22 protein-coding genes, 2 rRNA genes and 1 riboswitch are annotated in these 22,895 nt (G+C 47.1%); of the genes, 3 read left to right on the top strand and 21 right to left on the bottom strand.

Translation table 11 applies throughout. The features are described from left to right. Positions 1 to 114: 114 nt before the first annotated feature. The 5 genes from pcrA to DYI25_RS17470 form a co-directional block, all read right to left on the bottom strand. A complete protein-coding gene (pcrA, locus tag DYI25_RS17490) occupies positions 115 to 2,343 on the bottom strand; it encodes a DNA helicase PcrA (protein WP_213371343.1) in 2,229 nt (742 codons plus the stop codon). Between the two features lie 73 nt (positions 2,344 to 2,416). Further along, a complete protein-coding gene (locus DYI25_RS17485) occupies positions 2,417 to 3,103 on the bottom strand; it encodes a heptaprenylglyceryl phosphate synthase (protein ID WP_213371341.1) in 687 nt (228 codons plus the stop codon). Positions 3,104 to 3,618: 515 nt separating this feature from the next. Beyond that, positions 3,619 to 3,933: a YerC/YecD family TrpR-related protein gene (locus tag DYI25_RS17480; protein WP_213371339.1), complete on the bottom strand. Its 315-nt coding sequence runs from the start codon at positions 3,931 to 3,933 to the stop codon at positions 3,619 to 3,621. A 29-nt stretch (positions 3,934 to 3,962) separates the two neighbouring features. Next, a complete protein-coding gene (locus tag DYI25_RS17475; protein WP_213371337.1) occupies positions 3,963 to 5,003 on the bottom strand; it encodes a DUF3048 domain-containing protein in 1,041 nt (346 codons plus the stop codon). 64 nt (positions 5,004 to 5,067) lie between these two features. Next, positions 5,068 to 6,807 (bottom strand): adenine deaminase C-terminal domain-containing protein, encoded by a 1,740-nt coding sequence (locus DYI25_RS17470; RefSeq protein ID WP_213371335.1) that lies wholly within the window; start codon positions 6,805 to 6,807, stop codon positions 5,068 to 5,070. 242 nt (positions 6,808 to 7,049) lie between these two features. On the opposite strand from DYI25_RS17470, the gene DYI25_RS17465 reads away from it, so the two are divergent. After that, positions 7,050 to 7,322: a YgaP family membrane protein gene (locus DYI25_RS17465; RefSeq protein WP_213371333.1), complete on the top strand. Its 273-nt coding sequence runs from the start codon at positions 7,050 to 7,052 to the stop codon at positions 7,320 to 7,322. Positions 7,323 to 7,456: 134 nt separating this feature from the next. Beyond that, the gene (locus DYI25_RS22740; protein WP_342032538.1) at positions 7,457 to 7,570 is read left to right on the top strand and encodes an EYxxD motif small membrane protein; all 114 of its coding nucleotides are present in this window, start codon (positions 7,457 to 7,459) and stop codon (positions 7,568 to 7,570) included. Here DYI25_RS22740 and purD read toward each other — a convergent pair. From purD to DYI25_RS17395, 14 genes are all read right to left on the bottom strand, one after another. Next, positions 7,548 to 8,810: a phosphoribosylamine--glycine ligase gene (purD, locus tag DYI25_RS17460; protein ID WP_213371332.1), complete on the bottom strand. Its 1,263-nt coding sequence runs from the start codon at positions 8,808 to 8,810 to the stop codon at positions 7,548 to 7,550. The two genes, DYI25_RS22740 and purD, sit on opposite strands and share 23 nt — an antisense overlap. 79 nt (positions 8,811 to 8,889) lie before the next feature. Next, positions 8,890 to 10,428: a bifunctional phosphoribosylaminoimidazolecarboxamide formyltransferase/IMP cyclohydrolase gene (gene purH / locus DYI25_RS17455; protein ID WP_213371331.1), complete on the bottom strand. Its 1,539-nt coding sequence runs from the start codon at positions 10,426 to 10,428 to the stop codon at positions 8,890 to 8,892. Next, positions 10,407 to 11,009, bottom strand: a complete 603-nt coding sequence (gene purN, locus DYI25_RS17450; RefSeq protein ID WP_213371330.1) for a phosphoribosylglycinamide formyltransferase — start codon at positions 11,007 to 11,009, stop codon at positions 10,407 to 10,409. The genes purH and purN overlap by 22 nt, the downstream gene beginning before the upstream one ends. Continuing rightward, a complete protein-coding gene (purM, locus tag DYI25_RS17445; RefSeq protein ID WP_213371329.1) occupies positions 11,006 to 12,049 on the bottom strand; it encodes a phosphoribosylformylglycinamidine cyclo-ligase in 1,044 nt (347 codons plus the stop codon). The genes purN and purM overlap by 4 nt, the downstream gene beginning before the upstream one ends. 279 nt (positions 12,050 to 12,328) lie before the next feature. Continuing rightward, positions 12,329 to 13,741, bottom strand: coding sequence for an amidophosphoribosyltransferase (gene purF / locus DYI25_RS17440; protein ID WP_213371328.1), 1,413 nt, complete (start codon positions 13,739 to 13,741; stop codon positions 12,329 to 12,331). Then, complete coding sequence (purL, locus tag DYI25_RS17435; protein WP_213371327.1) at positions 13,726 to 15,942, bottom strand: phosphoribosylformylglycinamidine synthase subunit PurL; 2,217 nt, start codon at positions 15,940 to 15,942, stop codon at positions 13,726 to 13,728. The genes purF and purL overlap by 16 nt, the downstream gene beginning before the upstream one ends. Beyond that, positions 15,926 to 16,612 carry a phosphoribosylformylglycinamidine synthase subunit PurQ gene (gene purQ / locus DYI25_RS17430; RefSeq protein WP_213371324.1) on the bottom strand — a complete coding sequence of 229 codons (687 nt, stop codon included), beginning with the start codon at positions 16,610 to 16,612 and terminating at the stop codon, positions 15,926 to 15,928. Before purQ ends, purL begins: the two co-directional genes overlap by 17 nt. Further along, the gene (gene purS / locus DYI25_RS17425) at positions 16,609 to 16,863 is read right to left on the bottom strand and encodes a phosphoribosylformylglycinamidine synthase subunit PurS (protein ID WP_213371323.1); all 255 of its coding nucleotides are present in this window, start codon (positions 16,861 to 16,863) and stop codon (positions 16,609 to 16,611) included. Before purS ends, purQ begins: the two co-directional genes overlap by 4 nt. Then, positions 16,856 to 17,575, bottom strand: coding sequence for a phosphoribosylaminoimidazolesuccinocarboxamide synthase (gene purC / locus DYI25_RS17420; RefSeq protein WP_213372480.1), 720 nt, complete (start codon positions 17,573 to 17,575; stop codon positions 16,856 to 16,858). The genes purS and purC overlap by 8 nt, the downstream gene beginning before the upstream one ends. A gap of 81 nt (positions 17,576 to 17,656) precedes the next feature. Beyond that, on the bottom strand, positions 17,657 to 18,949 hold the full coding sequence (gene purB, locus DYI25_RS17415; protein WP_213371322.1) for an adenylosuccinate lyase: 1,293 nt from the start codon (positions 18,947 to 18,949) through the stop codon (positions 17,657 to 17,659). After that, positions 18,946 to 20,106 (bottom strand): 5-(carboxyamino)imidazole ribonucleotide synthase, encoded by a 1,161-nt coding sequence (gene purK, locus DYI25_RS17410; RefSeq protein ID WP_213371321.1) that lies wholly within the window; start codon positions 20,104 to 20,106, stop codon positions 18,946 to 18,948. The genes purB and purK overlap by 4 nt, the downstream gene beginning before the upstream one ends. Then, positions 20,093 to 20,575, bottom strand: coding sequence for a 5-(carboxyamino)imidazole ribonucleotide mutase (purE, locus tag DYI25_RS17405; RefSeq protein WP_213371320.1), 483 nt, complete (start codon positions 20,573 to 20,575; stop codon positions 20,093 to 20,095). Before purE ends, purK begins: the two co-directional genes overlap by 14 nt. Before the next feature lie 135 nt (positions 20,576 to 20,710). After that, a riboswitch (purine riboswitch) is annotated at positions 20,711 to 20,812 on the bottom strand. A gap of 113 nt (positions 20,813 to 20,925) precedes the next feature. Beyond that, complete coding sequence (locus DYI25_RS17400) at positions 20,926 to 21,132, bottom strand: NETI motif-containing protein (protein WP_213371319.1); 207 nt, start codon at positions 21,130 to 21,132, stop codon at positions 20,926 to 20,928. Further along, the gene (locus tag DYI25_RS17395; RefSeq protein ID WP_213371318.1) at positions 21,129 to 21,671 is read right to left on the bottom strand and encodes a DUF2179 domain-containing protein; all 543 of its coding nucleotides are present in this window, start codon (positions 21,669 to 21,671) and stop codon (positions 21,129 to 21,131) included. The genes DYI25_RS17400 and DYI25_RS17395 overlap by 4 nt, the downstream gene beginning before the upstream one ends. A 227-nt stretch (positions 21,672 to 21,898) precedes the next feature. On the opposite strand from DYI25_RS17395, the gene DYI25_RS17390 reads away from it, so the two are divergent. After that, positions 21,899 to 22,255 carry an NIPSNAP family protein gene (locus tag DYI25_RS17390; protein ID WP_213371316.1) on the top strand — a complete coding sequence of 119 codons (357 nt, stop codon included), beginning with the start codon at positions 21,899 to 21,901 and terminating at the stop codon, positions 22,253 to 22,255. Positions 22,256 to 22,556: 301 nt separating this feature from the next. On the opposite strand, the gene rrf is transcribed toward DYI25_RS17390, so the two are convergent. Next, positions 22,557 to 22,672 (bottom strand): 5S ribosomal RNA (gene rrf / locus DYI25_RS17385). 98 nt (positions 22,673 to 22,770) lie between these two features. Beyond that, a 23S ribosomal RNA gene (locus DYI25_RS17380) occupies positions 22,771 to 22,895 on the bottom strand; the annotation flags it as partial.

Here is a 22,895-nt window from a genome sequence, read left to right as displayed (position 1 = left end):
CCGAGCTGCTGGAAGCTGACGCTTCTCGCAAGATACTCGAGGAAGCACTCACAGGGATGATAACTGGCTAGGCACTTGAGCTAAACAGTACTCAATGTGTAATAATAAAAATTTTTACGCCTTCGTAATCGGTGCGAACTTCGCCAGCAAACGTTTGATTCCTGTTGGACTCGGGAACGCGATATCAAGCTCTGTTCCTTCTCCTGACCCTTTTACGCTGACAACGGTTCCTGTTCCCCACTTACCATGCTGAGCTTTATCGCCAACCTTCCAATCGATACCTTCACCGCCGCTGGCTGCAGCAACCGGTCGAGATACAGCACCGCGTGTTGGCATTGACGGTCTTGCTGAAGTGCCTGGCCTGCCGCCGCTGGTTGGTGCTGGTCTTCTTACTTTTGGCACAGCGTCCTCAACCAAATCAGCCGGTATTTCCTTAATGAACCTTGACTCCGGATTCATATTCGTACGGCCAAAAAGGGTGCGCATCTGTGCATTCGTGATGAACAATTCTTCCTCAGCGCGGGTGATCCCTACGTACGCAAGACGGCGTTCTTCCTCCATCTCATCCTCTTCCATCAAGGATCGGCTGTGCGGGAATACTCCCTCTTCCATTCCAATGAGGAAAACAACCGGGAACTCGAGTCCCTTAGCTGAGTGCAATGTCATCAATGTGACGAAGTCTGTTTTTTGCTCGCCGTCATCATCCAGGCGATCAATATCAGCGACAAGTGCCAAATCTGTCAGGAACGCGACCAGACTCTTGTCTTCACTGCTCTCTTCAAAGCTTTTTGTTACCGTTAAAAATTCATCTATGTTTTCAAGTCGGCTCTGTGACTCTAGCGATTTCTCCGCCTTCAGCATGTCACGGTAGCCTGTTTTATCAAGGACTTCCTCCACCAGCTCGGTCACTGAAAGATATTCCTGCTGGTGAGTGTAATTGCTGATCAAGTTGCGGAATTCTGCCGCAGCTTTTTCGGCCTTCGGGCTCAATCCGATCATTTCAATCGTTTCTAGCGCCTGGAACATCGACAGGTCATGCATTGTCGCGAAGTTGGCGATTTTATCGATCGAAGTTGAACCAATCGCGCGTTTCGGAACATTGATGATCCTCTGCAAACTGATGTCATCATCTGGATTCGAAATCAAGCGAAGATACGCAAGGATATCCTTGATTTCCTTCCTGTCATAGAACTTGATGCCGCCCACGATTGAGTAATCGATGTTCGACTTCAGGAAAGATTCCTCGATTACACGGGACTGGGCGTTCGTACGGTAAAGAATCGCGATATCAGACAGCTTGCGGCCATTGCGAATCTGCTCCTGGATTTTGCCGATGACAAACTGCGCCTCGCCCTGTTCGCTGTCCGCGCGATAGTACATGATTTTGTTTCCTTCTGCGTTCTCTGTCCAAAGATTTTTTGGCTTGCGGTTCATATTGTTCTGGATGACCATATTCGCCGCCAGCAAAATCTTTTTCGTCGAACGGTAGTTTTGCTCTAGCAAAATGACACTCGCTCTTGGATAATCCTTTTCAAATGAAAGGATGTTTGTAATATCTGCACCGCGCCAACGATAGATCGACTGGTCGGAATCCCCGACGACACAAAGGTTCTGGAACCTTTGCGCAAGCAATTTTACCAGCATGTATTGTGCCCTGTTCGTATCCTGATACTCATCCACATGGATGTACTGGAATTTACGCTGGTAATACTCCAGCACTTCCGGGACACGAATGAACAGCGTGATCGTTGTCATGATTAAATCATCGAAATCAAGTGCGTTATTTTTGCGCAGCTTGCGCTGGTACTCCTCGTACACATCGCTGACTTTCTGTGAAAAATAATCGCCCGCCGTCTTTGCGTATTCTTCCGGTGTAATCAATTCGTTTTTCGCAGAACTAATCGTACCGAGAATGGCACGCGGGTCGAATTTTTTCGGATCCATGTTCTTGTCCTTTAAAATTGACTTGATGACCGATTGCTGGTCAGTCGAGTCAAGGATTGTGAAATTGCGGTTATAGCCGAGACGGTCAATATCCCTGCGCAAAATCCGCACACACATCGAGTGGAACGTCGAAATCCAGATATCGTCTGCCGCGCCGCCCATCATTTTCTGGATCCTCTCGCGCATTTCTCGTGCTGCTTTATTCGTAAACGTAATCGCAAGGATGTTATAAGGATTTATCCCTTTTTCCACCATCAAATACGCAATCCTGTGAGTTAAAACTCTTGTTTTACCGGAGCCTGCTCCTGCCATCAGCAACAACGGTCCATCCACTGTCTTGACAGCCTTCTGCTGCTCTGGGTTCAAGCCATTCAATAATTTATCCGTTAAAAATTGCACACTCGTCACCACCATACAAACATTTGTTCTTATTTTATCTCAAAACACTGTAACAAACAACTTGTCTATAATCTTATTTTTTCGCCGCAGCTACTGTCTTCAAGGCCTCATTAAGGTTGCTGTAAACGACATTACCAACCACGATGACATCTGCATGCCTGGCCATTTCTTCTGCCTGCTGTGCTGTTTCGATTCCGCCGCCGTAAAAGAGGACAGTGTTGTCAAGAACACCTTTGGCTGCTTCCACATACTCGGGATTGCCGTATGTCCCACTGTATTCCAAATAGAAAATCGGCAGGTTGAACATCTTTTCCGCCATCATTGCGTAGGCCCGTACATCCTCAATCGATAGCTCCGTCTTCGCATCGGTCAGCTTTGCCGCCTTGCAATCCGGATTCAGGATGCAATAGCCTTCCATTTTTACCTCGTCCCATTCCATCAGGTCGCCATACTCCTTGACCGCTTCATGGTGCATCCCTGTGATCCACTGTGGGTTTCCACTGTTCAGCACCGTTGGAATAAAATAAAAATCGAATCCCGGTGTGATCGAGTCAATCGTCGAAACTTCCAGAATGCAAGGAACCGTATAACGGCGGACTCGGGACATCAAATCAAGGACACCTTCGAGAGTGACTCCATCTGTCCCTCCTACCATGATCGCGTCGGTTCCAGACTCGCAAATTCTATCTAATTCTTCATCAGTTATCTCTTTATTAGGATCGAGTTTGAACACATGTCTCCACTCGCGAACATCGTACATTCCAGAATTGCCCCCATTCTATATATCCATTCCATCATTATAGCATTTGTTTTGTATATATAAAAAAGGAAACATGTGAGAAAAACACTCCATTCATTGCGGTTAATTACCCAACCTGGTTATTGCTTCGACAATAATACTTTTATAGCGAAAATAAACTTTTTATAGCGAAAAACTGGATTTTATAGCGAAAATCTAAATATTATAGCGAAAACAATTTTTTTATAGCGAAATTTTCATTTTTATAGCGAATTGGAAATTACCTGCGTTTTTTTCCAACTGGCTCTGTTAAACTTGGCTGTTGATTTTTGTTCCAGGCGCTTCGCTTTCCGCGGGGCTGGCGATGAGCCTCCTCGTCGCTTCGCTCCTGCGGGGTCTCATCTGACCAGCTAAGCCCGCAGGAGTCTACGCGCCTTCCACTACAATCAACCGGGATATAAAACAACAATGGGCTATAACAGAGCCTTCCAATTAAAAAGAACGAAACCAAAATCGGTTCCGCCCTCATCAAACAACTATTGCGCTTTTCCAGCGTTTTCCTGCTCTTTCAATCTTTCGAGCGCCATTTCGTACGCATCGTTTCCGTAATTCAGGCATCGCTTGACACGGGAAATTGTTGCAGTGCTCGCGCCTGTTTCTGTCTCGATTTTATGGTAGGTCTTGCCTTCGCGAAGCATGCGGGCAACCTCAAGGCGCTGTGCTAGCGACTGGATTTCGTTCACTGTCGCCAGGTCATCGAAAAAGCGATACGCTTCGTCGAGATCTTTCAGCGATAAAATTGCCTTGAATAATTGATCGAGTTCTTTTCCTCTTAATTTATCAATTTGCATATAGTCTACCCCTTAATTCACTCAGAATTTTATTGTTGAGAGTCGAATGAGACATCGCTGATTGAAGGGACAATGTTGATCCATGTTTTCCCGGGAACGAAACCAGCTTTTACCCCATCCTTATAAGGGACGATCCTGCCAGCTTCATTTTTCCATTGTATCTCATTCACTTTGCCTTTTTGGAACAGGTATCCCTTGCCGCCAGTTGCCATATCGATTTCCCTGAGCCCGGCATTATCGATTACCTGATGGTTCATTTGCACGACAAGGATGTTGTCGAGCAGGACAGGTTCCTTCGATTCAAGATCAACAGTCTCTTCGCTGCCATTAAAGCGGTGATACTTCTCATTTTCCGCGTCGTACTCATAAATCGCATCGAACGACGGCGAACCGTACTTTACCATGAGTTCCTCAGCCGGAGTACCGTCCAGCTGTCCAGCTTCCTCACTGCTCAAGAATACTGCAGGAGATGGTGCTTCATCAAGTCCGTAACCTTTCTTCTCTGCACCCTTCACGATATTCTTATAGGTAATATAAGAATTATGGGGTGCCTTCCGGAAATCGGCCCGTTTGAACAATGTTCCATCATATTGCATTCCGTTGATGTTATCGAGCACTCCGCGTTCAAGCATTTCCTTCGCTTCCGGGCTGTAGCCATGGGCAATGAAAAAGCTGTCAAACCCGGATGCCAGGTCGATAAAGTATTCCCTCGCACTGCGGACTGGCCCTATTTTTTCAGGCTGTTCGCTTTGAAAAATCGCCACGAACCTTGTCACGTCTCCTTCAGCAAGGACCTCGTGGACGATGTCAGCTTTGTGAAGACCTGATTGCGGCCGTGCCTTTGGATGATTATTCACCACCACGGCCACTGCCCGATCGGAACTCTCCTCGTCAGTTCCCAACCCGGTCAGCGGGAATTGATACGGAAGTTCCTCCGGTGAAGCATTCTCTTCCACTTCAACTTCTTTTTCTTTATGTTCTGTTACTTCTTTTTTATCTGTCTCTTTACTGCTGCACCCGGCCATAAGCACCACGGCGGCCGCCAGCACAGCGATCCATTTTTTTCTCATTTTCGCCACCCCTTGAACTCCAAGTTCGTTCATGGCTGTCTATCTCTAGATGCACTGTTATATTTTAACGCATTATCGTTGGAAAGAGTACCGTTTTTTTCATCACATCATAGATGCCTTCTTGTGTGATACGGATATATGGCAAATGCGTTGAACTGAAGAATAATAGTGAATAAATCGGATCGGCGAATTTATAGCCTTTTTCCTTTAAATATTCAAGCAGCTTCTTCTCCTCCGCCATCAGCTCCGTCACAGGATGGCTGGACATGATGCCCTGAAGCCTCAAAGGAATCTCCTTGGCAGGCACTCCATTTTCACAGGCCACAATCCCTCCGCCGAGCTCCTTCATCCTGTTAAAAGCAGCAATCATATCCTGCTTATTTTTGCCAATCAGTATGATGTCGCCGGTATTTGAAAACGAGCTTGCCAGACCCTGCAAATCCGTCGCAAAGCCTTTTAACACCGTATTGATGCGCCATTTGCCATGACGGTCGATGAGCATGAAAAAGCACTCATCATGGTTTGAGGACAGTTCATCATCGGACACATCGATTGAAATTGAATACGGTTTCGTAATGACCGAATTCTCCATCTTGATTCCGAACGGCATCGAGAATTGCAAATCATCCATAGTCAGGTCCCAATCCATTTTTAGCGGCTCGAAGCCCATTTCGGACCAGTCCATTTCCTTCGCTGCTTCGATTGCTTCACCATCCCGCTTCACCCACTGGCCTTTTGCCAGCACTGAAACAGGCGTCGGGTTCATTTCATCATTCAAAATATTGATATTTGCAACTCGTCCTGTCGCTATATTGCCATGAAGATGCTCGAAATTATAGTAACGGGCCACATTGATCGTTGCCATATTGTAAGCATCAATGACCGGAACGCCTTTCTCCATTGCGATGCGAATCAATTCATCGATCACACCATTTTCATAAAAAGCAGTGGATGCCCCGTCAGTCGTCATCATGAAACGATCGTACACCGCAATATCCAGTTCATGAATCTCATCAAGCAGCTTCGGCAAATCCGGACGGATCGAGGAATGTCTCAACGATACCATATAACCCTGCATCAGCCTTCTGCGGACTTCCTCACCAGTCATCGCTTCATGGTCGCAATCTGCGCCGAACAGCATCATTTTCGCGAGCGTCTTTTCTGATGCACCAGGGAAATGCCCCTCAATCTTTTTGTGGTGGCGCTTTGTTTCCTGCATCCAGTGTAGAATCATGTCATCGCCGTTCATCAGCTTCGGCCAGCATGTCAGTTCCCCACCCTGGACTACATTCTCATGCTCAAGCCAGGCCCTGACATTGCTGTTGGAGAAGACCTCTTCCTCATGCTGGATTTCGGTCTGCGCATCAAAACGGCACCACCAGTACATTGTGACAGGATTATCATTGAGCTCGTTGATAAAAGAAAACGCTTTCTTTTTATCTAGTTGTAAAGCGAGTACCATATTATCATTAATCAGCGTCGTCGTCCCCGTCTGCGATGCATAGGCAGCGAAAGAATGGGGATTATAAAGTTGAAATGGATGGGCATGAGGTTCAATATAGCCCGGCACCAGCTTCATCCCGGTGCAATCCACTATTTCGCATTGCTTCGTATTTTCAGGCAGGTTTTCACCAACATACACAATCCTGTCATTGTAAATCCAAATGTTCGCAGTCATCCACTTCCGGAATGTCTGGTTCAAATACGTTGCATTCTTCAATAAGACCGTCGGTGAAAGGGTGCCGTCCAAAACAGCAGCATGGTTGCGCAATTGTTTGTTTTTCCATCGATAACGTTGTTCCATACCATGTTCCCCTTTTCTCTATGTTAAAAAGTTATATTCAATCAATTGACTGTTGATTTTCGTTACAAGCGCTTCGCCTTCCACTACAAACAACAGGATCTAATACCAAATTGAATTTCAACAAAGCTATTCGCAAAAAAAGAAAGCCCTTACATTATTGTACTATCGTAACATATTTCACTGTTTAACGCATTAAAGAATTTCAAATTAATTGTAAAAATGGAGTAAGGAGCGATGAGAATATGAATGTACGCCCGAATATCGGAATCATCAATGCACTTGTAAGAATTACAATTGGCTTGACCGTCCTTGCCTGGTCAACCTCGAAAATGGTAAAACGCCCTTGGAGAGATTCCTACATTTTCATGGCGATGCTTGGCGCGATGAAAGTCGGAGAAGGGATTGTCCGCTATTGCCCGTTGACTGCTGCCTATGAAAAGGGCCAGGGTATGATGGAACAGCAGAATGCCGAAAATGGTGATTCTGAAGGATGGATCCCTTATAACCCAAGTTAAATTGAAAAGCGCATGCACCTTAGTCAGCCTCGACATGCGCTGGAGCTAAACAATGCTCGAAGTGAAATGTGATGCTTTTGCAATAATAAAAAGCCCCCATTAAACCGGGGGCTTCACCAAAAGGAGATGATATTATGTTCTGGGAATATATCATGGACGTCAGCTTCGTCTGGATCGCGTTGATTGGCAGCATCATCGCCCTGCTGCTCGTTTATATGAAAGGCTCTAACAAGAGACGTGCCCGATAGCCTTGCTGCCGATATCCCTGCGGTAAAAGGTTTCCGGGCAGTCCAGCTTTTCAAGCTCTGCGTACACCCTTTGCTGCGCATCTTTTAACGATGCCGCTTTCGCACCGACAAGTAGCACCCTGCCGCCGTTGGTCACTAACTCACCATCGCGGTTTTTCGCTGTGCCTGCATGAAACACCTGTGACATGTTTTCGATGCCCTTCAATACAGCACCTTTTTCATATTCCTCAGGATAGCCCTTGGCCGCCACGACTACACCGACCATTGCTTCCTCATGCCATTCAACCTCAGGTTTTTTGCCTTCAAGCAATTCGAGAATGACCTCTGCCAAATCTGATTTCATCCGCGGTAAAATCACCTGGGTTTCCGGGTCTCCGAATCGCGCGTTGAATTCGATTACTTTTGGTCCTTCAGAGGTCTCTATAAGACCGGCATACAGGATCCCTGTAAAGCTCCGCCCCTCCATCTCCATCGCAATCGCCGCCGGTTGAAGGATTTGTTCCACTGCAACCGCGATTGATTCCTCGCGTATTTGCGGGACTGGTGAATAGGCGCCCATCCCGCCGGTGTTCGGACCTTTATCACCATCGAACACCCGTTTATGGTCCTGGGCAATTTCCAGTGGAATGACGGTTTCCCCGTTCACAAAAGCCATCAGCGAAAACTCTTCCCCTGTTAAAAATTGCTCTATGACCACGCTTGCCGATGCATCACCGAATTTCCCGTCGAGCATCATTTCCTGCAAGGCCTTTTCAGCTTCCTGCATAGTCATTGCCACGACAACACCTTTGCCGGCCGCAAGCCCATCTGCCTTGATGACAATCGGGGCGCCGACCTTCGCAAGATAATCCCTTGCGTCAGCATAATCCGTGAATGTTTCGTATGCGGCAGTCGGGATGCCGTATTTTTTCATAAGGTCCTTCGCGAACGACTTACTTCCCTCAATAATGGCCGCTGCTTTACGCGGGCCGAAAACCTTGAGGCCTTTCTCAATGAAAAGATCAGCCAAGCCTTCCAGCAATGGCACCTCTGGCCCGATGATCGTCAGGCCGATTCCCTGTTCCTTCGCGAATGAAACAAGCTCCTCTGTTTCGGTTTCATTGATGTCGACCAGCTTCGCGCAGTCCTCCATTCCAGGATTGCCAGGAGCCGCAAAAACCTCCGTGACAAGCGGACTCTCGCTGAGCTTCCGGCAAACCGCATGCTCCCGTCCGCCTTTACCAACCACAAGAACCTTCATAAATCGCACCTCCGTTAATTTCAGGATAGCTATTTAACTTGACGCCTAATCTCAAACCAAACCTGCGTCCTGCCAGCCATTAATGTCTGAAATGCCTTACGCCTGTAAACACCATCGCAATACCATATTCATCCGCTTTTTTGATTGAATCTGCATCGCGGACGGATCCGCCTGGCTGGATAATGGCCGTGATTCCGGCTTTTGCTGCCGCTTCGACGGTGTCATCCATCGGGAAGAACGCGTCAGATGCGAGCCCAGCTCCATCCGCTTTCACACCAGCCTGTTCAAGCGCAATCTTTGCCGCGCCAACCCGGTTCATCTGACCTGCGCCGATTCCTAATGTCATATCCTTATTCGCCACGACAATCGCGTTGGATTTTACATGTTTTACAACATTCCAGCCAAGCTTAAGTGCGTCCCACTCTGCCTCAGTTGGTTCACGCTTTGTCGGTACAGAGATTTCTGCATCGTCAAATCCATAAGCATCCTGCTCCTGAACGAGCAATCCGCCTTCAATTGAGGAAAGTGTGTTTTCCTTTGAAGCTTCGCCATCAAATGAGACCTTCAACAAACGAAGATTCTTTTTCGCTGTTAAAATTTCAAGTGCTTCGTCGCTAAAAGAAGGCGCAATAATGATTTCAAGGAAGATTTCAAAAAGCTTGCGGGCAGTCTCACCATCCACCTCCCGATTCAAGGCGATGATGCCGCCAAAAATCGAAACCGGATCCGCTTCAAAAGCTTTTCCGAACGCATCGAATACGTCCTTACCAGTACCAACTCCGCAAGGATTCATATGCTTGACCGCAACCGCTGCGGGTTCAGTGAACTCTTTTACAATCTGCAAGGCTGCGTTGGCATCATTAATATTGTTATAGGAAAGCTCTTTTCCGTGAAGCTGTTCAGCTGCCGCCACTGAAAATGCCGAACCAAGTGGCTTTTGGTAAAAAGCAGCCTTCTGATGCGGATTTTCTCCATAGCGCAAGCTTTGCTTCAGTTCGTAAGTCACGGTCATTTTTTCCGGCTGTTCCTCGCCAGCAAGGTTTGTCATGTACTCAGAAATCAATGCATCATACGCAGCCGTGTGGCGGAAAACTTTCGCAGCCAGGCGTCGGCGGGTTTCCAGCGTGGTTTCATTCTGATTCTTGTACTCTTCAATTACCTGCTTATAATCCGCAGGGTCAACGAGCACTGTTATGTATTGGTGATTTTTAGCTGACGCGCGCAGCATCGCAGGACCGCCGATGTCAATATTTTCAATCGCATCTTCTGCTGTCACGCCAGGCTTTGAAATTGTTTCTTTAAAAGGGTACAAGTTGACACAGACAAGTTCGATTTTCTCGATTTCATTTTCAGCCAGCTGGTCTTGATGAGAAGGATCATCGTACTTAGCTAGCAAGCCGCCATGTATTTTAGGGTGCAGCGTCTTCACACGCCCTTCAAGGATTTCCGGAAACCCTGTGACATCGCTGATTCCAATGACAGGAACGCCACCTTCCTTGAGTGCATTTTTTGTGCCGCCAGTCGAGACGACTTCAAACCCAAGCTCGACAAGCTCTTTCGCTAACTCTACAATTCCTTCTTTATTCGAAACACTGATCAATGCACGCTTTTTTCCCATTGTACTGCCTCCTCTTCTCCGTTCAACAGCTCCTCCAAGACCTCTGGATACATGCTGTGTTCAATCCGCTGTATTTTCTTCTGAAGTGACTCCCTTGTTTCACCTGCTTCTACTTTTACCGAAGCGCTCGCAATGATTGGCCCGGTATCCATTCCTTCATCCACGTAATGGATGGTCACTCCCGTTTTCTCTACTCCCGCTGCCAGCGCCTGGCCGATCGCATCCTTCCCAGGAAACGCCGGCAATAAAGACGGGTGGATGTTCACAATTTCCCCTTCATATGCTTTTAGCAATGTCGGTCCAATGAGGCGCATATAGCCTGCAAGGACAATTAAATCCACATCAAGGTTGGTTAGTTTTTGTAAAATCTCAGCCTCATATGCTTCCTTTGAAGGATAACTTTTCGGGCTGATGACCAGTGCAGGAATCCCAAGCATTTCCGCACGGTCAACGGCAAAAGCACCAGGCTTGTCACATACAAGCAAGCTGATTTCAGCATTCAAACTTCCAGACTGAACAGCGACGGCAATTGCCTGAAAATTACTCCCGCTTCCCGATGCAAAAACAGCTATTTTTTTCATAGTTCCTCACCAGCCATTTTCACCTGGATTCCTTCAGTACCAGTAACTGTGCCGATTACTGCAGCACGCTCTCCGTTTTCGTTAAAAAACGCCACAACTTCTTGCGCAATACCTGCATCAACAGCCGCTACCATGCCAATCCCCATATTGAAGATATTGTACATATCGTGGCGTTCAATTTCACCAAGGGATTCAATCGTCTTGAACACCTGCGGGATTTCCCAGCTGCCCTCTTCGATTTTTGCACCAAGTCCTTCTGGCAGCATCCGCGGAATATTTTCGATGAAGCCGCCACCCGTAATATGGGCCAGTCCTTTAAGCTCGAACTGCTTCATTGCGGCAAGCACCGATTTTACATAAATACGGGTTGGCTTGAGCAGCTCTTCGCCAAGTGTGCAGCCGAACTCTTCTACGTAACGGTCAGGCTCCCAGCCAGCCTGCTCGAAAAACACCTTGCGCACAAGCGAATAGCCATTGCTGTGGATGCCGCTGGATGCAAGCCCGATCAGCACATCGCCCTCTTTGATTTTCTGCCCTCTGATGATATCAGCTTTTTCACAGGCACCGACCGAAAAGCCAGCCAAATCGTATTCTTCCGGAGAGTACATCCCTGGCATTTCCGCGGTTTCCCCGCCGACCAGCGCACAGCCGGCCAGCTCACAGCCATCAGCAATCCCTTTGACAATCGCTTCGATTTTTTGCGGCTCGGCTTTCCCACAGGCGATATAGTCAAGGAAATACAAAGGTTTCGCTCCCTGGACAACGATATCGTTCACGCACATTGCGACAGCATCTATGCCGATTGTATCATGCCGGTCCATCATGAACGCCAGCATCAGCTTCGTGCCGACACCATCCGTGCCAGAAACGAGGACCGGCTCCTTCAGCCCAAGGCTGGAAAGGTCGAACATTCCGCCAAATCCACCCAATGCCCCCATCACACCCGGCCTGACCGTCCGATTCACATGCTTTTTGATCCGTTCGACCGACTCGTACCCGGCCTCAATATCCACACCAGCCTGCTTATACGCATTTGCCATGTTCACTACCTCCGATTTGGCTGTTTATCTATCATTCAGCTTCATAGTTCCTGATTAAATATGATATTCGCCGCCCTGCTATATAGCGGAATTCAACGAAAGTTGTCTAAATGCACACCCATAAAGGTTAATTGCACGAAAACTCGCGTTAATTACACGGTCATCCGGGCTAATTGGACGAACATACCCTATAATTGCACGGTCTTTTCACATAATTGCGCAATGACCTGACACAATTGCAATTCCATCCTAATTTTGGTAAATCCACCTTAATACTCATCAACACTTCTGCCCGGCAGGTGTTGCTTGCGGGTAAATCTCCGTTGGATACTTCCCGGTAAAGCAAGCAAGACACTGGCCTCGTGTTTCGCCAGGTTCATTGCGTCCAATCGCCTCAAGCATACCCTCGACACTCAAGAACGTCAGCGAATCCGCACCGATCAATTCACGAATCTCTTCGACCGAATGATCGGAAGCAATCAATTCCTCACGCGTCGATGTATCGATTCCGTAGAAGCACGGATTCTGTATTGGCGGCGAGCTAATGACGACATGGACCTCGGTCGCACCCGCTTCTTTTAGCATATTGACGATCCGGCGGCTCGTCGTACCGCGCACGATTGAGTCATCGACCATGATGACACGTTTGCCTTCTACAATCCCGCGCACCGGAGAAAGCTTCATTTTAACGCCCTGCTCCCTCAAAGACTGGGAAGGCTGGATGAACGTCCGGCCGACATAACGGTTCTTGATCAAGCCCATTTCATAAGGAATGCCTGATTCCTCCGCATAACCGATTGCTGCTGAAATACTTGAATCCGGAACACCTGTCACGACATCCGCCTCGATCGGCACTTCCTTCGCCAGCTGTTTGCCGAGATTTTTACGGGCTGCATGGACGTTGATGCCGTGGATGTTGCTGTCTGGCCGTGAAAAATAAATGTATTCCATCGTACAGATGGCAGTATTTGAATTCATTGAGTACATTTCAGAATGAAGGCCGTCTGCATCAATCACTAACAATTCCCCAGGAAGGATATCCCTGACAAACTCAGCGCCGACAATATCGAACGCACAAGTCTCAGAGGCGACCACATAAGCATCCCCAAGCCGTCCTAAAGACAGTGGGCGCAGTCCATGTGGATCTAACGCCACCATCATTTCTGTTTCGGTCATGATTAAAAAAGCGTAAGCACCCTTTAGCATCGGAAGCGCATTTTTCACGCGATCCTTCAGCTGGCTGAAACCGCCGCGCTTGATCAGATGAGCCAGGACCTCAGTATCAGAGCTCGTTTGAAAAATACTGCCCTGTGCCTCAAGCTGGTTTCTCAAAGCATCCGCATTCACTAGATTGCCGTTGTGCGCAAGCGCAAGTCCTCCGTTTTGTGATTGGAACAGCAGCGGCTGTACATTTTCATAGCCGCCGCCTCCTGCCGTCGCATAGCGGACATGGCCAATTGCGCCAACACCCTGAAGGTCTTCCATTGCGTCTGCTGTAAAAATTTCAGTAACAAGCCCTTCGCCTTTACGGCCCTTAAGCTGCTGACCATCACTTACAACAATTCCTGTACCTTCCTGACCGCGATGCTGGAGGCTGTGAAGTCCGTAATAGGTGATTTGTGCTGCCTCTTGATGACCCCAAATACCAAAAACGCCGCATTCCTCATTCAAGCCTTTTATTTCAGCAAGCATGGGATGGCTCCTTTCCAGGCCTTTTTCAGCCCCTCTGCATCATGTTTGATCACATTCGTGCCATTTATATCAATCTTTAAAACTGGCGCTTTGACTACTTTACCGATCAGCACTGCGTCTGTTAAACTCTCAAACTCGATCTGGTTCTCTGGTTTTACAGATAGAATAAAGCGGGATTGCGATTCGCTGAACAACGCCGATACAGCATTGCCATCCAATTCAACAGTTGCTCCCAGACCCTTGCTGCCAATCACCGATTCAGCAAGCGCAACAGCCATTCCGCCCTCCGCGACATCATGTGCAGATGCAACCAGACCATTTTTAATCGCTGTTAAAATCTGTGATTGATAGCTAGCTTCCACTTCCAAATCAAGTGAAGGTGCCTTGCCAAAAATCCGGCCATACACAAGCTTCTGAAGCTCGCTGCCGCCGAACTCATCTTTTGTGTCTCCAAGCAGATAAATCAAATCGCCTGCATTTTTAAACTGCTGCGTCGTGACATGCTTTAGATTTTCAACGAGACCGACCATGCCGACAACCGGAGTTGGGTAGACAGCCGTTCCATTCGTTTCGTTATATAAACTCACATTTCCGCCAATTACAGGTGTGCTCAGCGTCCGGCACGCTTCGCTCATGCCGTCGACCGCTTTTTCAAACTGCCAGAAGATTTCCGGCTTCTCAGGATTTCCAAAGTTCAGGCAATCCGTGATCGCCAGCGGTTCGCCGCCCGAGCAGACGATGTTTCTTGCAGCTTCTGCCACAGCTATCTTCCCGCCTGTTTCCGGGTCAAGGTAGATATAACGGGAGTTGCAATCCGTCGTCATCGCCAATCCTTTTTCTGTACCGCGAACCCTTACGACCGCCGCATCCGAGCCAGGTGAAACAACCGTGCTCGTTCGCACCATATGGTCATACTGGTCATAGACCCACTCTTTGCTTGCGATTGTTGGCTGCTGCAGCAGCTGCAAGAGAGTAGCTTCATAGTCTTCAACTTTAGGAATATCATTGTCCATCGATTGGAACTCACGGAAATAAGCTGGTTCGCTGGATGGCTTGTAATATACAGGTGCCTCTTCAGCCAGCGCATTTGCCGGAACATCAGCAACCACTTCCCCTTTATGTAAAAGACGAAGCTGCTTGTCATCCGTTACCTTGCCAATCGCGACTGCTTCAAGTTCATACTTTGAGAAAAGGTCGATGATTTCCTGCTCACGTCCTTTTTCCACGACGATCAGCATACGCTCCTGGGATTCGGAAAGCATCATCTCATAAGCAGTCATTCCCGCTTCACGCTGCGGCACGAGGTCAAGGTTCATTTCAATGCCTGAACCAGCCTTGCTCGCCATCTCTGCAGATGAACTGGTCAAACCAGCTGCACCCATGTCCTGGATGCCGACAAGCGCATCATTTTTCACAAGCTCAAGGCAAGCTTCAAGCAGCAATTTTTCCATAAATGGATCGCCAACCTGTACAGCAGGACGCTTATCTTCAGATGACTCATTCAATTCTTCAGAAGCAAATGTCGCCCCATGGATTCCATCGCGGCCAGTCTTCGCGCCAACGTACATGACAGTGTTACCAACACCATGCGCCTGCCCCTTCTTGATGTCCTCATGGTTGATCAGCCCAACACACATTGCGTTCACAAGCGGATTACCTTCATAAGCAGCGTCAAACTGCACTTCACCGCCAACAGTCGGAATGCCGATGCAGTTTCCGTAGCCTGCAATCCCTGCTACAACCTGTTCGAACAAATATTTCACCCTTGGCGACTCAAGCTCGCCAAAACGGAGGGAATTCAATAATGCAATTGGCCTTGCTCCCATCGAAAAAACGTCGCGGATGATTCCGCCGACACCTGTAGCTGCACCCTGGTAAGGCTCAATAGCCGAAGGATGGTTATGGCTTTCGATTTTAAAAACAACCGCCTGGCCATCACCGATATCAACAATTCCTGCACCTTCGCCTGGTCCCTGTAAAACTCGCTCACCAGTGACCGGGAACTTTCTCAGCACAGGCTTCGAGTTCTTGTAGCTGCAGTGCTCCGACCACATTACGGAGAACAAGCCTGTTTCCGTGTAGTTCGGCACTCGCCCGAGAATCTTTTCGGCAGAAGCAAACTCGCTGTCTGACAGTCCCATTTCCCGATAAATCTTTTCCTGTTTAATTTGCTCTGGACTTGGTTCAAGCATTAACCGCATTTGCTTCCCTCCATTGTTTGACGATTGATTTGAAAAGCTTCAGTCCATCCGCGCCGCCAAGCAGTTCGTCGACGGCACGTTCTGGATGAGGCATCATCCCTAACACGTTTCCGCTTTCGTTGATGATTCCCGCAATATTTTCAAGGCTACCGTTCGGATTTTCGCCATGGTATGTGAATACGATTTGATTGTTTGCCTTCAAACGAGCAAGAGTCTCTTCGTCGCAATAATAATTGCCTTCACCGTGCGCAACTGGAATCGTGATGACTTCACCCTTTTCATAGCCTGCCGAGAACATCGTTTCGTTATTTTCGACCTTAAGCTCGACCTGCTTGCAGATAAACTTCAGGCTGTCATTGCGGCGCATTGCCCCGGGAAGAAGTCCAGCCTCAAGCAAAATTTGAAATCCATTGCAGACGCCAAGAACTGGCTTTCCAGCCTCAGCCGCTTTTACGACTTCCTTCATGACATTGCTGAATTGCGCAATCGCACCAGAACGCAAGTAGTCTCCATATGAAAAGCCGCCAGGCAATAGCACAGCATCATAGCCTTCCAGACTTTCAGCATCATGCCATACATACTTCGCCTCTTCGCCAAGCTCATCCTTTGCAGCATGGTACATGTCGATGTCACAGTTCGAACCAGGAAATACGATCACCGCAAATTTCACTGTGCAACAACCTCCTCAACCTCGTACCTGTAATCCTCGATCACCGTATTTGCCAGCAGGCGCTCGCACATTTCCTTCACCGCTGCGTCGATATCCTTAACAGACTCATCCAAAGTAAGCTCCATATACTTGCCGATGCGGACATCCTGTATGCCTTCGTAACCGTGTGTCGCCAGCGCATTTTTAACAGCCGTCCCCTGTGGATCCAAAACACTTTCCCTTAACGTTACAAACACCTTTACTTTATACATGCTGTTGTCCTCCCAATCTCGTTAAAATGGTTTCGTAAGCATCTGTCAAATTCCCTAAATCGCGGCGAAAAACGTCTTTGTCCAGCTTCTGCTGCGTTTCCATATCCCAAAGGCGGCATGTATCCGGCGAAATCTCATCTGCAAGCGAGATATTGCCGTCAGCATCCTTTCCGAACTCAAGCTTGAAATCTATTAAAGTAACTCCAATTTCCCTGAAAAACCCACTAAGAACATCATTTATTTTCAAAGCGGCTTCTTTCAGCTCAGCCACTTCTTCTGCAGTTGCCAGGTTCAGCACATCAACATGTTCATCTGTGATCAGCGGATCACCCAGTGAATCATCCTTCAGGTAAAACTCAACGATTGGCCTTGAAAGTTTATTTCCTTCCACGACGCCAAGCCGCTTAGAAAAACTGCCTGCAGCGAAGTTCCTCACAACCACCTCAAGCGGGATGATTGAAACTCGCTTCACCAGCTGCTCATTCTCGGAAATTTTTTCGATAAAATGGGATTGAATTCCCGCTTCGTTAAGCTTTAAAAATAGTAAACTCGTAATCTCGTTATTCAGCCTGCCCTTGCCGATAATCTCCGCTTTTTTCTCGCCATTGTATGCCGTCGCCGAATCCTTGTATTGCACCCTTACTACCTGCTCATCATCCGTTGCGTAAATCCGCTTTGCCTTTCCTTCGTACAACAGTGCCTGCTCTTCCATTTCAACGCCCCCGATTGAGATAATTGGCAATCTTCAGTCACCTAGAGATAAAACGAGGGCAAGATATCTTGCCCCTTTGAATTAAAGACCCAGTCGTTCAAAAATCATATCAACATGCTTGATATGGTAATTGTAATCAAAGCAGTCATCGATTTCTGCTTCGCTCAAAAGTCCAGCGATTTTTTCATCCTGTTCGATCAGGCTGCGGAACTGCACCTGCTTCTCCCACGCTTCCATCGCGCGTGGCTGTACAGTATCATAAGCTTCCTCGCGGGACATGCCCTTGTCGATCAAAGCAAGCAGCACACGCTGTGAGTAGATCAAGCCGAGCGTCCGGTCCATATTGCGCTTCATGTTTTCTGGATAAACCGTCAAGTTCTTCACGATATTGCCGAAACGGTTCAGCATATAGTTCAATGCGATTGTTGCGTCTGGTAAAATAATTCTCTCTGCAGAGGAATGTGAAATATCGCGCTCATGCCATAGCGGCACATTTTCATACGCAGTTGTCATATAACCGCGAATGACCCTCGCCATCCCTGTCATGTTTTCAGAACCAATCGGGTTGCGCTTATGCGGCATTGCCGAAGATCCTTTCTGCCCTTTTGCAAAAAACTCTTCGACTTCACGTGTTTCGCTCTTTTGCAAGCTACGGATCTCAACCGCGAACTTCTCAATCGAAGTTGCAATCAATGCCAGTGTTGACATATAGAACGCGTGGCGGTCACGCTGTAAAGTCTGTGTCGAAATTGGTGCAGGCTGCAGTCCAAGCTTTTCACAAACATATGATTCAACAAATGGATCGATATTCGCATAAGTGCCAACAGCTCCGGAAATCTTTCCAAACTCAACGTTCCTCGATGCCATTTTAAAGCGATCAAGGTTACGCTTCATTTCCTCCAGCCAAAGCGCCAGCTTCAAGCCAAAGGTAGTCGGCTCCGCATGCACCCCATGCGTGCGGCCCATCATAACCGTGTATTTATGTTCTTTGGCCTTATTAGTCAGGATTTCAACGAAGTTCTCAAGGTCTTTCAGCAAAATTTCATTCGCCTGCTTAAGCACATAAGAAAGCGCAGTATCGACCACATCCGTTGAAGTCAGGCCATAGTGCACCCATTTGCGTTCCTCGCCAAGCGTTTCAGAAACCGCTCTTGTAAAAGCAACCACATCATGACGTGTCTCCTCTTCGATTTCCTTAATCCGGTCAATATCAAAAGAGGCATTCTCACGCAATTTCTTTACGTCTTCACTAGGAATCTCCCCAAGCTCAGCCCATGCTTCACAAGCAAGAATTTCAACCTCCAGCCATGCCTTAAAACGGTTTTCCTCCGTCCAGATTGCTCCCATTTCCGGTCTTGTATAACGATCTATCATCTCTTTTGTCCTCCGATCATTTCTGCTGCGACTTCCCAGATGCCGCTTTGTTCAGCTTCCTCGAGCGCAATCTCCACTGTCTCTCGCAAAAGGGTAACATGCCCCATTTTGCGTTTATGTTTAGCTTCCTTTTTTCCGTATAAATGGATTTTCCAATCCTGCAACTCTCCGATTTTATCCAGCAATGGCTGCTGATGTTCACCCAGAATATTCACCATCACCGATGGCTTCAGCAAATTCGTGCGTCCCAAGGGCCAGCCGCAAACCGCCCTAATATGCTGCTCGAACTGCGATGTCTCACAGGCCTCGATACTGTAATGCCCCGAGTTATGAGGCCTCGGCGCCAATTCATTTATGTAAAGCTCATCATCCTTGGCCAAAAACATCTCAACTGCCAGTGTTCCAACTAACCTAAATGCTGACGCAATTTGTTTCGCTGCTTCTATAGCCTTTGCTTCTGCCACAGAGCTGATTCTTGCCGGAACAATTGTCTGATGCAAAATGTTTTCCTTATGAACATTCTCCGCCACCGGGAATACGCCTGTTTCACCATTCGTACCACGAGTGATGATCACCGAGATTTCCTTTTCAAAAGGAATCCACTTTTCCAGTACACACGCACCTTGGCTGACTAATGTTTCAGCCAAATCGATATCATCAACTGACCTGATGACCAGCTGTCCCTTGCCATCATACCCGCCGCGTGCTGTTTTCAGAACCGCAGGCAATCCTAGTTCATCAACTCCAGCCCTGACATCCTCCACTCTTGTCACTACCGCATATGGAGCCACGCTAACGCCAGCTGCTTGGATGTTTCGTTTCTCTTCTATCCTGTCCTGAGTGACTCGCAGCAATTCCGTCCCCTGCGGCACATAGGCATGTTTATTCAGCCATGCAAGGGCATCTGCATCAATATTCTCAAACTCATAAGTAACTACATCACTGCTTTCAGATAGCTGCTTTATTTTATCAAGGTCATCGTAACCGCCGACAATCTGCTCATCAGCCACCTGGCCGCACGGGCAATCCTCAGTCGGGTCAAGCACCACAACTCTGAAACCCTTCGATTTTGCCGACAGCGCCATCATCTTGCCAAGCTGTCCGCCCCCGATAATCCCAATCGTCTGGCCTGGTAAAATCACTCTAGACAAGCTCATCACTGCTTTCCATCACCGACATCTTCGTCTCTTCCCTCAGCCGTTCGAGTCTCTCTGCAACCTCATTATCAAATGCTCCAAGAATCTGTGCTGCGAGCAAACCTGCATTCGTCGCTCCAGCTTTGCCAATCGCTACTGTCGCAACCGGCACACCACCCGGCATCTGGACAATCGACAACAGTGAATCCAATCCATTAAGTGCTTTTGACTGAACTGGTACCCCGATCACAGGCAATGTCGTTTTCGCCGCTACCATTCCAGGCAAGTGTGCTGCACCGCCAGCACCCGCAATTATCACTTTAATTCCCGCTTCCCTCGCACTCTCCGCAAATTGAAACATCAAATCAGGTGTACGATGGGCCGAAACCACCTTTTTTATATATGAAACTTCCAGCTGATCAAGTATGTCACACGCATGCTTCATCGTTTCCCAATCCGATTTGCTCCCCATAATGACCGCAACCGTCATTTCTCTAACCTCCCCGTGGAGTATTAAAACAAAAAACCCGGATAGACTTCTTCCTCTTGATTAGAAGAGAAAGTAGTCCGTCCGGGTGCGCAAGCATAGAAATCCATAAGTGAATGCGATTTCTTTTCCCTTCACTTAACAACTACTTTCCCTCATAGTCCGGCAATTTACGGTTACCAGGTAGAAACTCATGGGCCATATCCCCATTATTATACGAGGGAAAAACTTAATTTCACTTTCGACAACTACATATTAACAACTAATTCGACTTGTTGTCAATCAATAATCGAACATTAAATAATTTATATTTTGTATTGTTCGTGTTTAGGACTTTAAACAACTAACGCAAGTCAGCTTTCAATCAACTTCGCTTCAAAAATGATTTGCCTGCCAGCAGGCTCATATTCAACCGCACCATTCTTTTCGACTTCTTTAAAAAACGGCTTTTCCATCCTGCGGACAGGAGCAAATCCATCCTTCTTCATTCTATTAAGACAGTCATCGATTGATTCATGTTCACCGACTTCATACATCTGCTTCTTTTTACCCTTGCTCATGAAAACAGCTTTCCTTTCCGTACCGATTTTACCCAGAACCCGCCATGGATCGCTTTCGGTTCATAGGCAATGATAAATGCCTTAGGGTCCAGCTCCTTGATGGTCTGGTACAGCTTCAGCTCATACTTCCTTGGCGTTAAAATCTGCATTGCCATCCGCTCGCCTTCAAGTCCATGCGCAGCCCAGTCCGTCACTCCATAGCCCCGTGTTCGTAAAGCCTTCGGCAAATCAACGTCAGATTCCTTTGTGATTACATTAACCGTAATATACCCAAGCGCCAGCTTCTCCTCAATCTTCATCCCTACAATGACACCAATGCCATAACCAACAGCATAAGCAACTAAATTCTGTATCTCATTCAAGTTCTCTAGCACCAATCCAAGCCCAACAACATATATCACGACCTCAATCGTGCTGAGCCCAGCAGCCATATAACGCTGACCTTTCAACGTCAAGATCATCCTGATTGTAAAAAATGACACATACACAATATTAATGATTAAGATGATGGCTACCATGACAAAACTATTCTCCAGCATTCAAAACCCTCCAGACATCTCTTCTAATAATCCCTTATGTTCGCATTAATCAAACCGCTTGTAAAGCAACTTGCAAAATTTTAACGAAAAAGATATCTCATTTTAAGGTTTCCTTAAGCTATGGATTTGAAACTATTTTATATGAAAAATAATAAGGGCATTGACGGCTTTGAAAATAGGCTGAATAATATGGAAGAGTATACCATTTCAAAAAGGGGCTGGAAGAATTGTTTTATCGCCGGAAATTTTACATAATAAAAAATGATTTTGTAGAACCATTCAATAGGCTTTTTACTGAAATAAACATGCCAAATCAACTGAAGCATGGATCCAGGTTGATCGGGAGATGGATGCTGCCCCATAATGAAACAACAACCGAAATATTCGCGATCTGGGAGTATGACAGCTACGAGGATTACGTCAGTATAGAAAACCATGTCAGAAGCGATAAAGAGCATCTTATACGGATTCAAAATTGGTACGAAGAACATGGCGGTAAGGAGTTTGTTCAAAAACAATACTTTGTGGCAGCCATAAATGAGAAGTTATATTCGACGATTGACACAGCATTGAAAAAATCATAAAAAACATCAAGCCTAAAACCGTGACCGGATTGGCTTGATGTTCTCTATTTATATCGTAAATTGGCTGACTGTATCTTTTAACGATTTTGCCATTGTAGATAGGTTATTTGCTGATGCCGTTATTTCCTCCAGGAAGCTAATTGTTACTACATGCTAGAGTAATATCGGAAGAGTTGAGGGATATGTTCATTAACAGCCAAGGTATTTCATAAAATGTACACCATTAAGAAGATCATTTATAATATTTTTCTTGTTTTTAATACGCAAAAAAAGAACAGCCATTACAGCTGTTCTTATCAGTGCCCGGCGGCGTCCTACTCTCACAGGGGGAAACCCCCAACTACCATCGGCGCTGAGAAGCTTAACTTCCGTGTTCGGTATGGGAACGGGTGTGACCTTCTCGCCATCGCCACCAGACTATTTGGTTTGAGGAAAATTATTTTGCTTGCGCAAAAACTTTGTTCCCTCAAAACTAGATAATGTGTAAGAAGAATTTAGAAGAACGAGTAATCTATTTGGTTAAGTCCTCGAACGATTAGTATCAGTCAGCTCCACACGTCACCGCGCTTCCACCTCTGACCTATCAACCTGATCATCTTTCAGGGTTCTTACTAGCTTGCGCTATGGGAAATCTCATCTT

This window comes from Mesobacillus boroniphilus, from assembly GCF_018424685.1.
In the GTDB taxonomy this organism is placed as follows: domain Bacteria; phylum Bacillota; class Bacilli; order Bacillales; family Cytobacillaceae; genus Mesobacillus; species Mesobacillus boroniphilus_A.
Note: the sequence above shows the minus strand (reverse complement) of the source record. Positions and strands in the feature narration are given on the sequence as shown.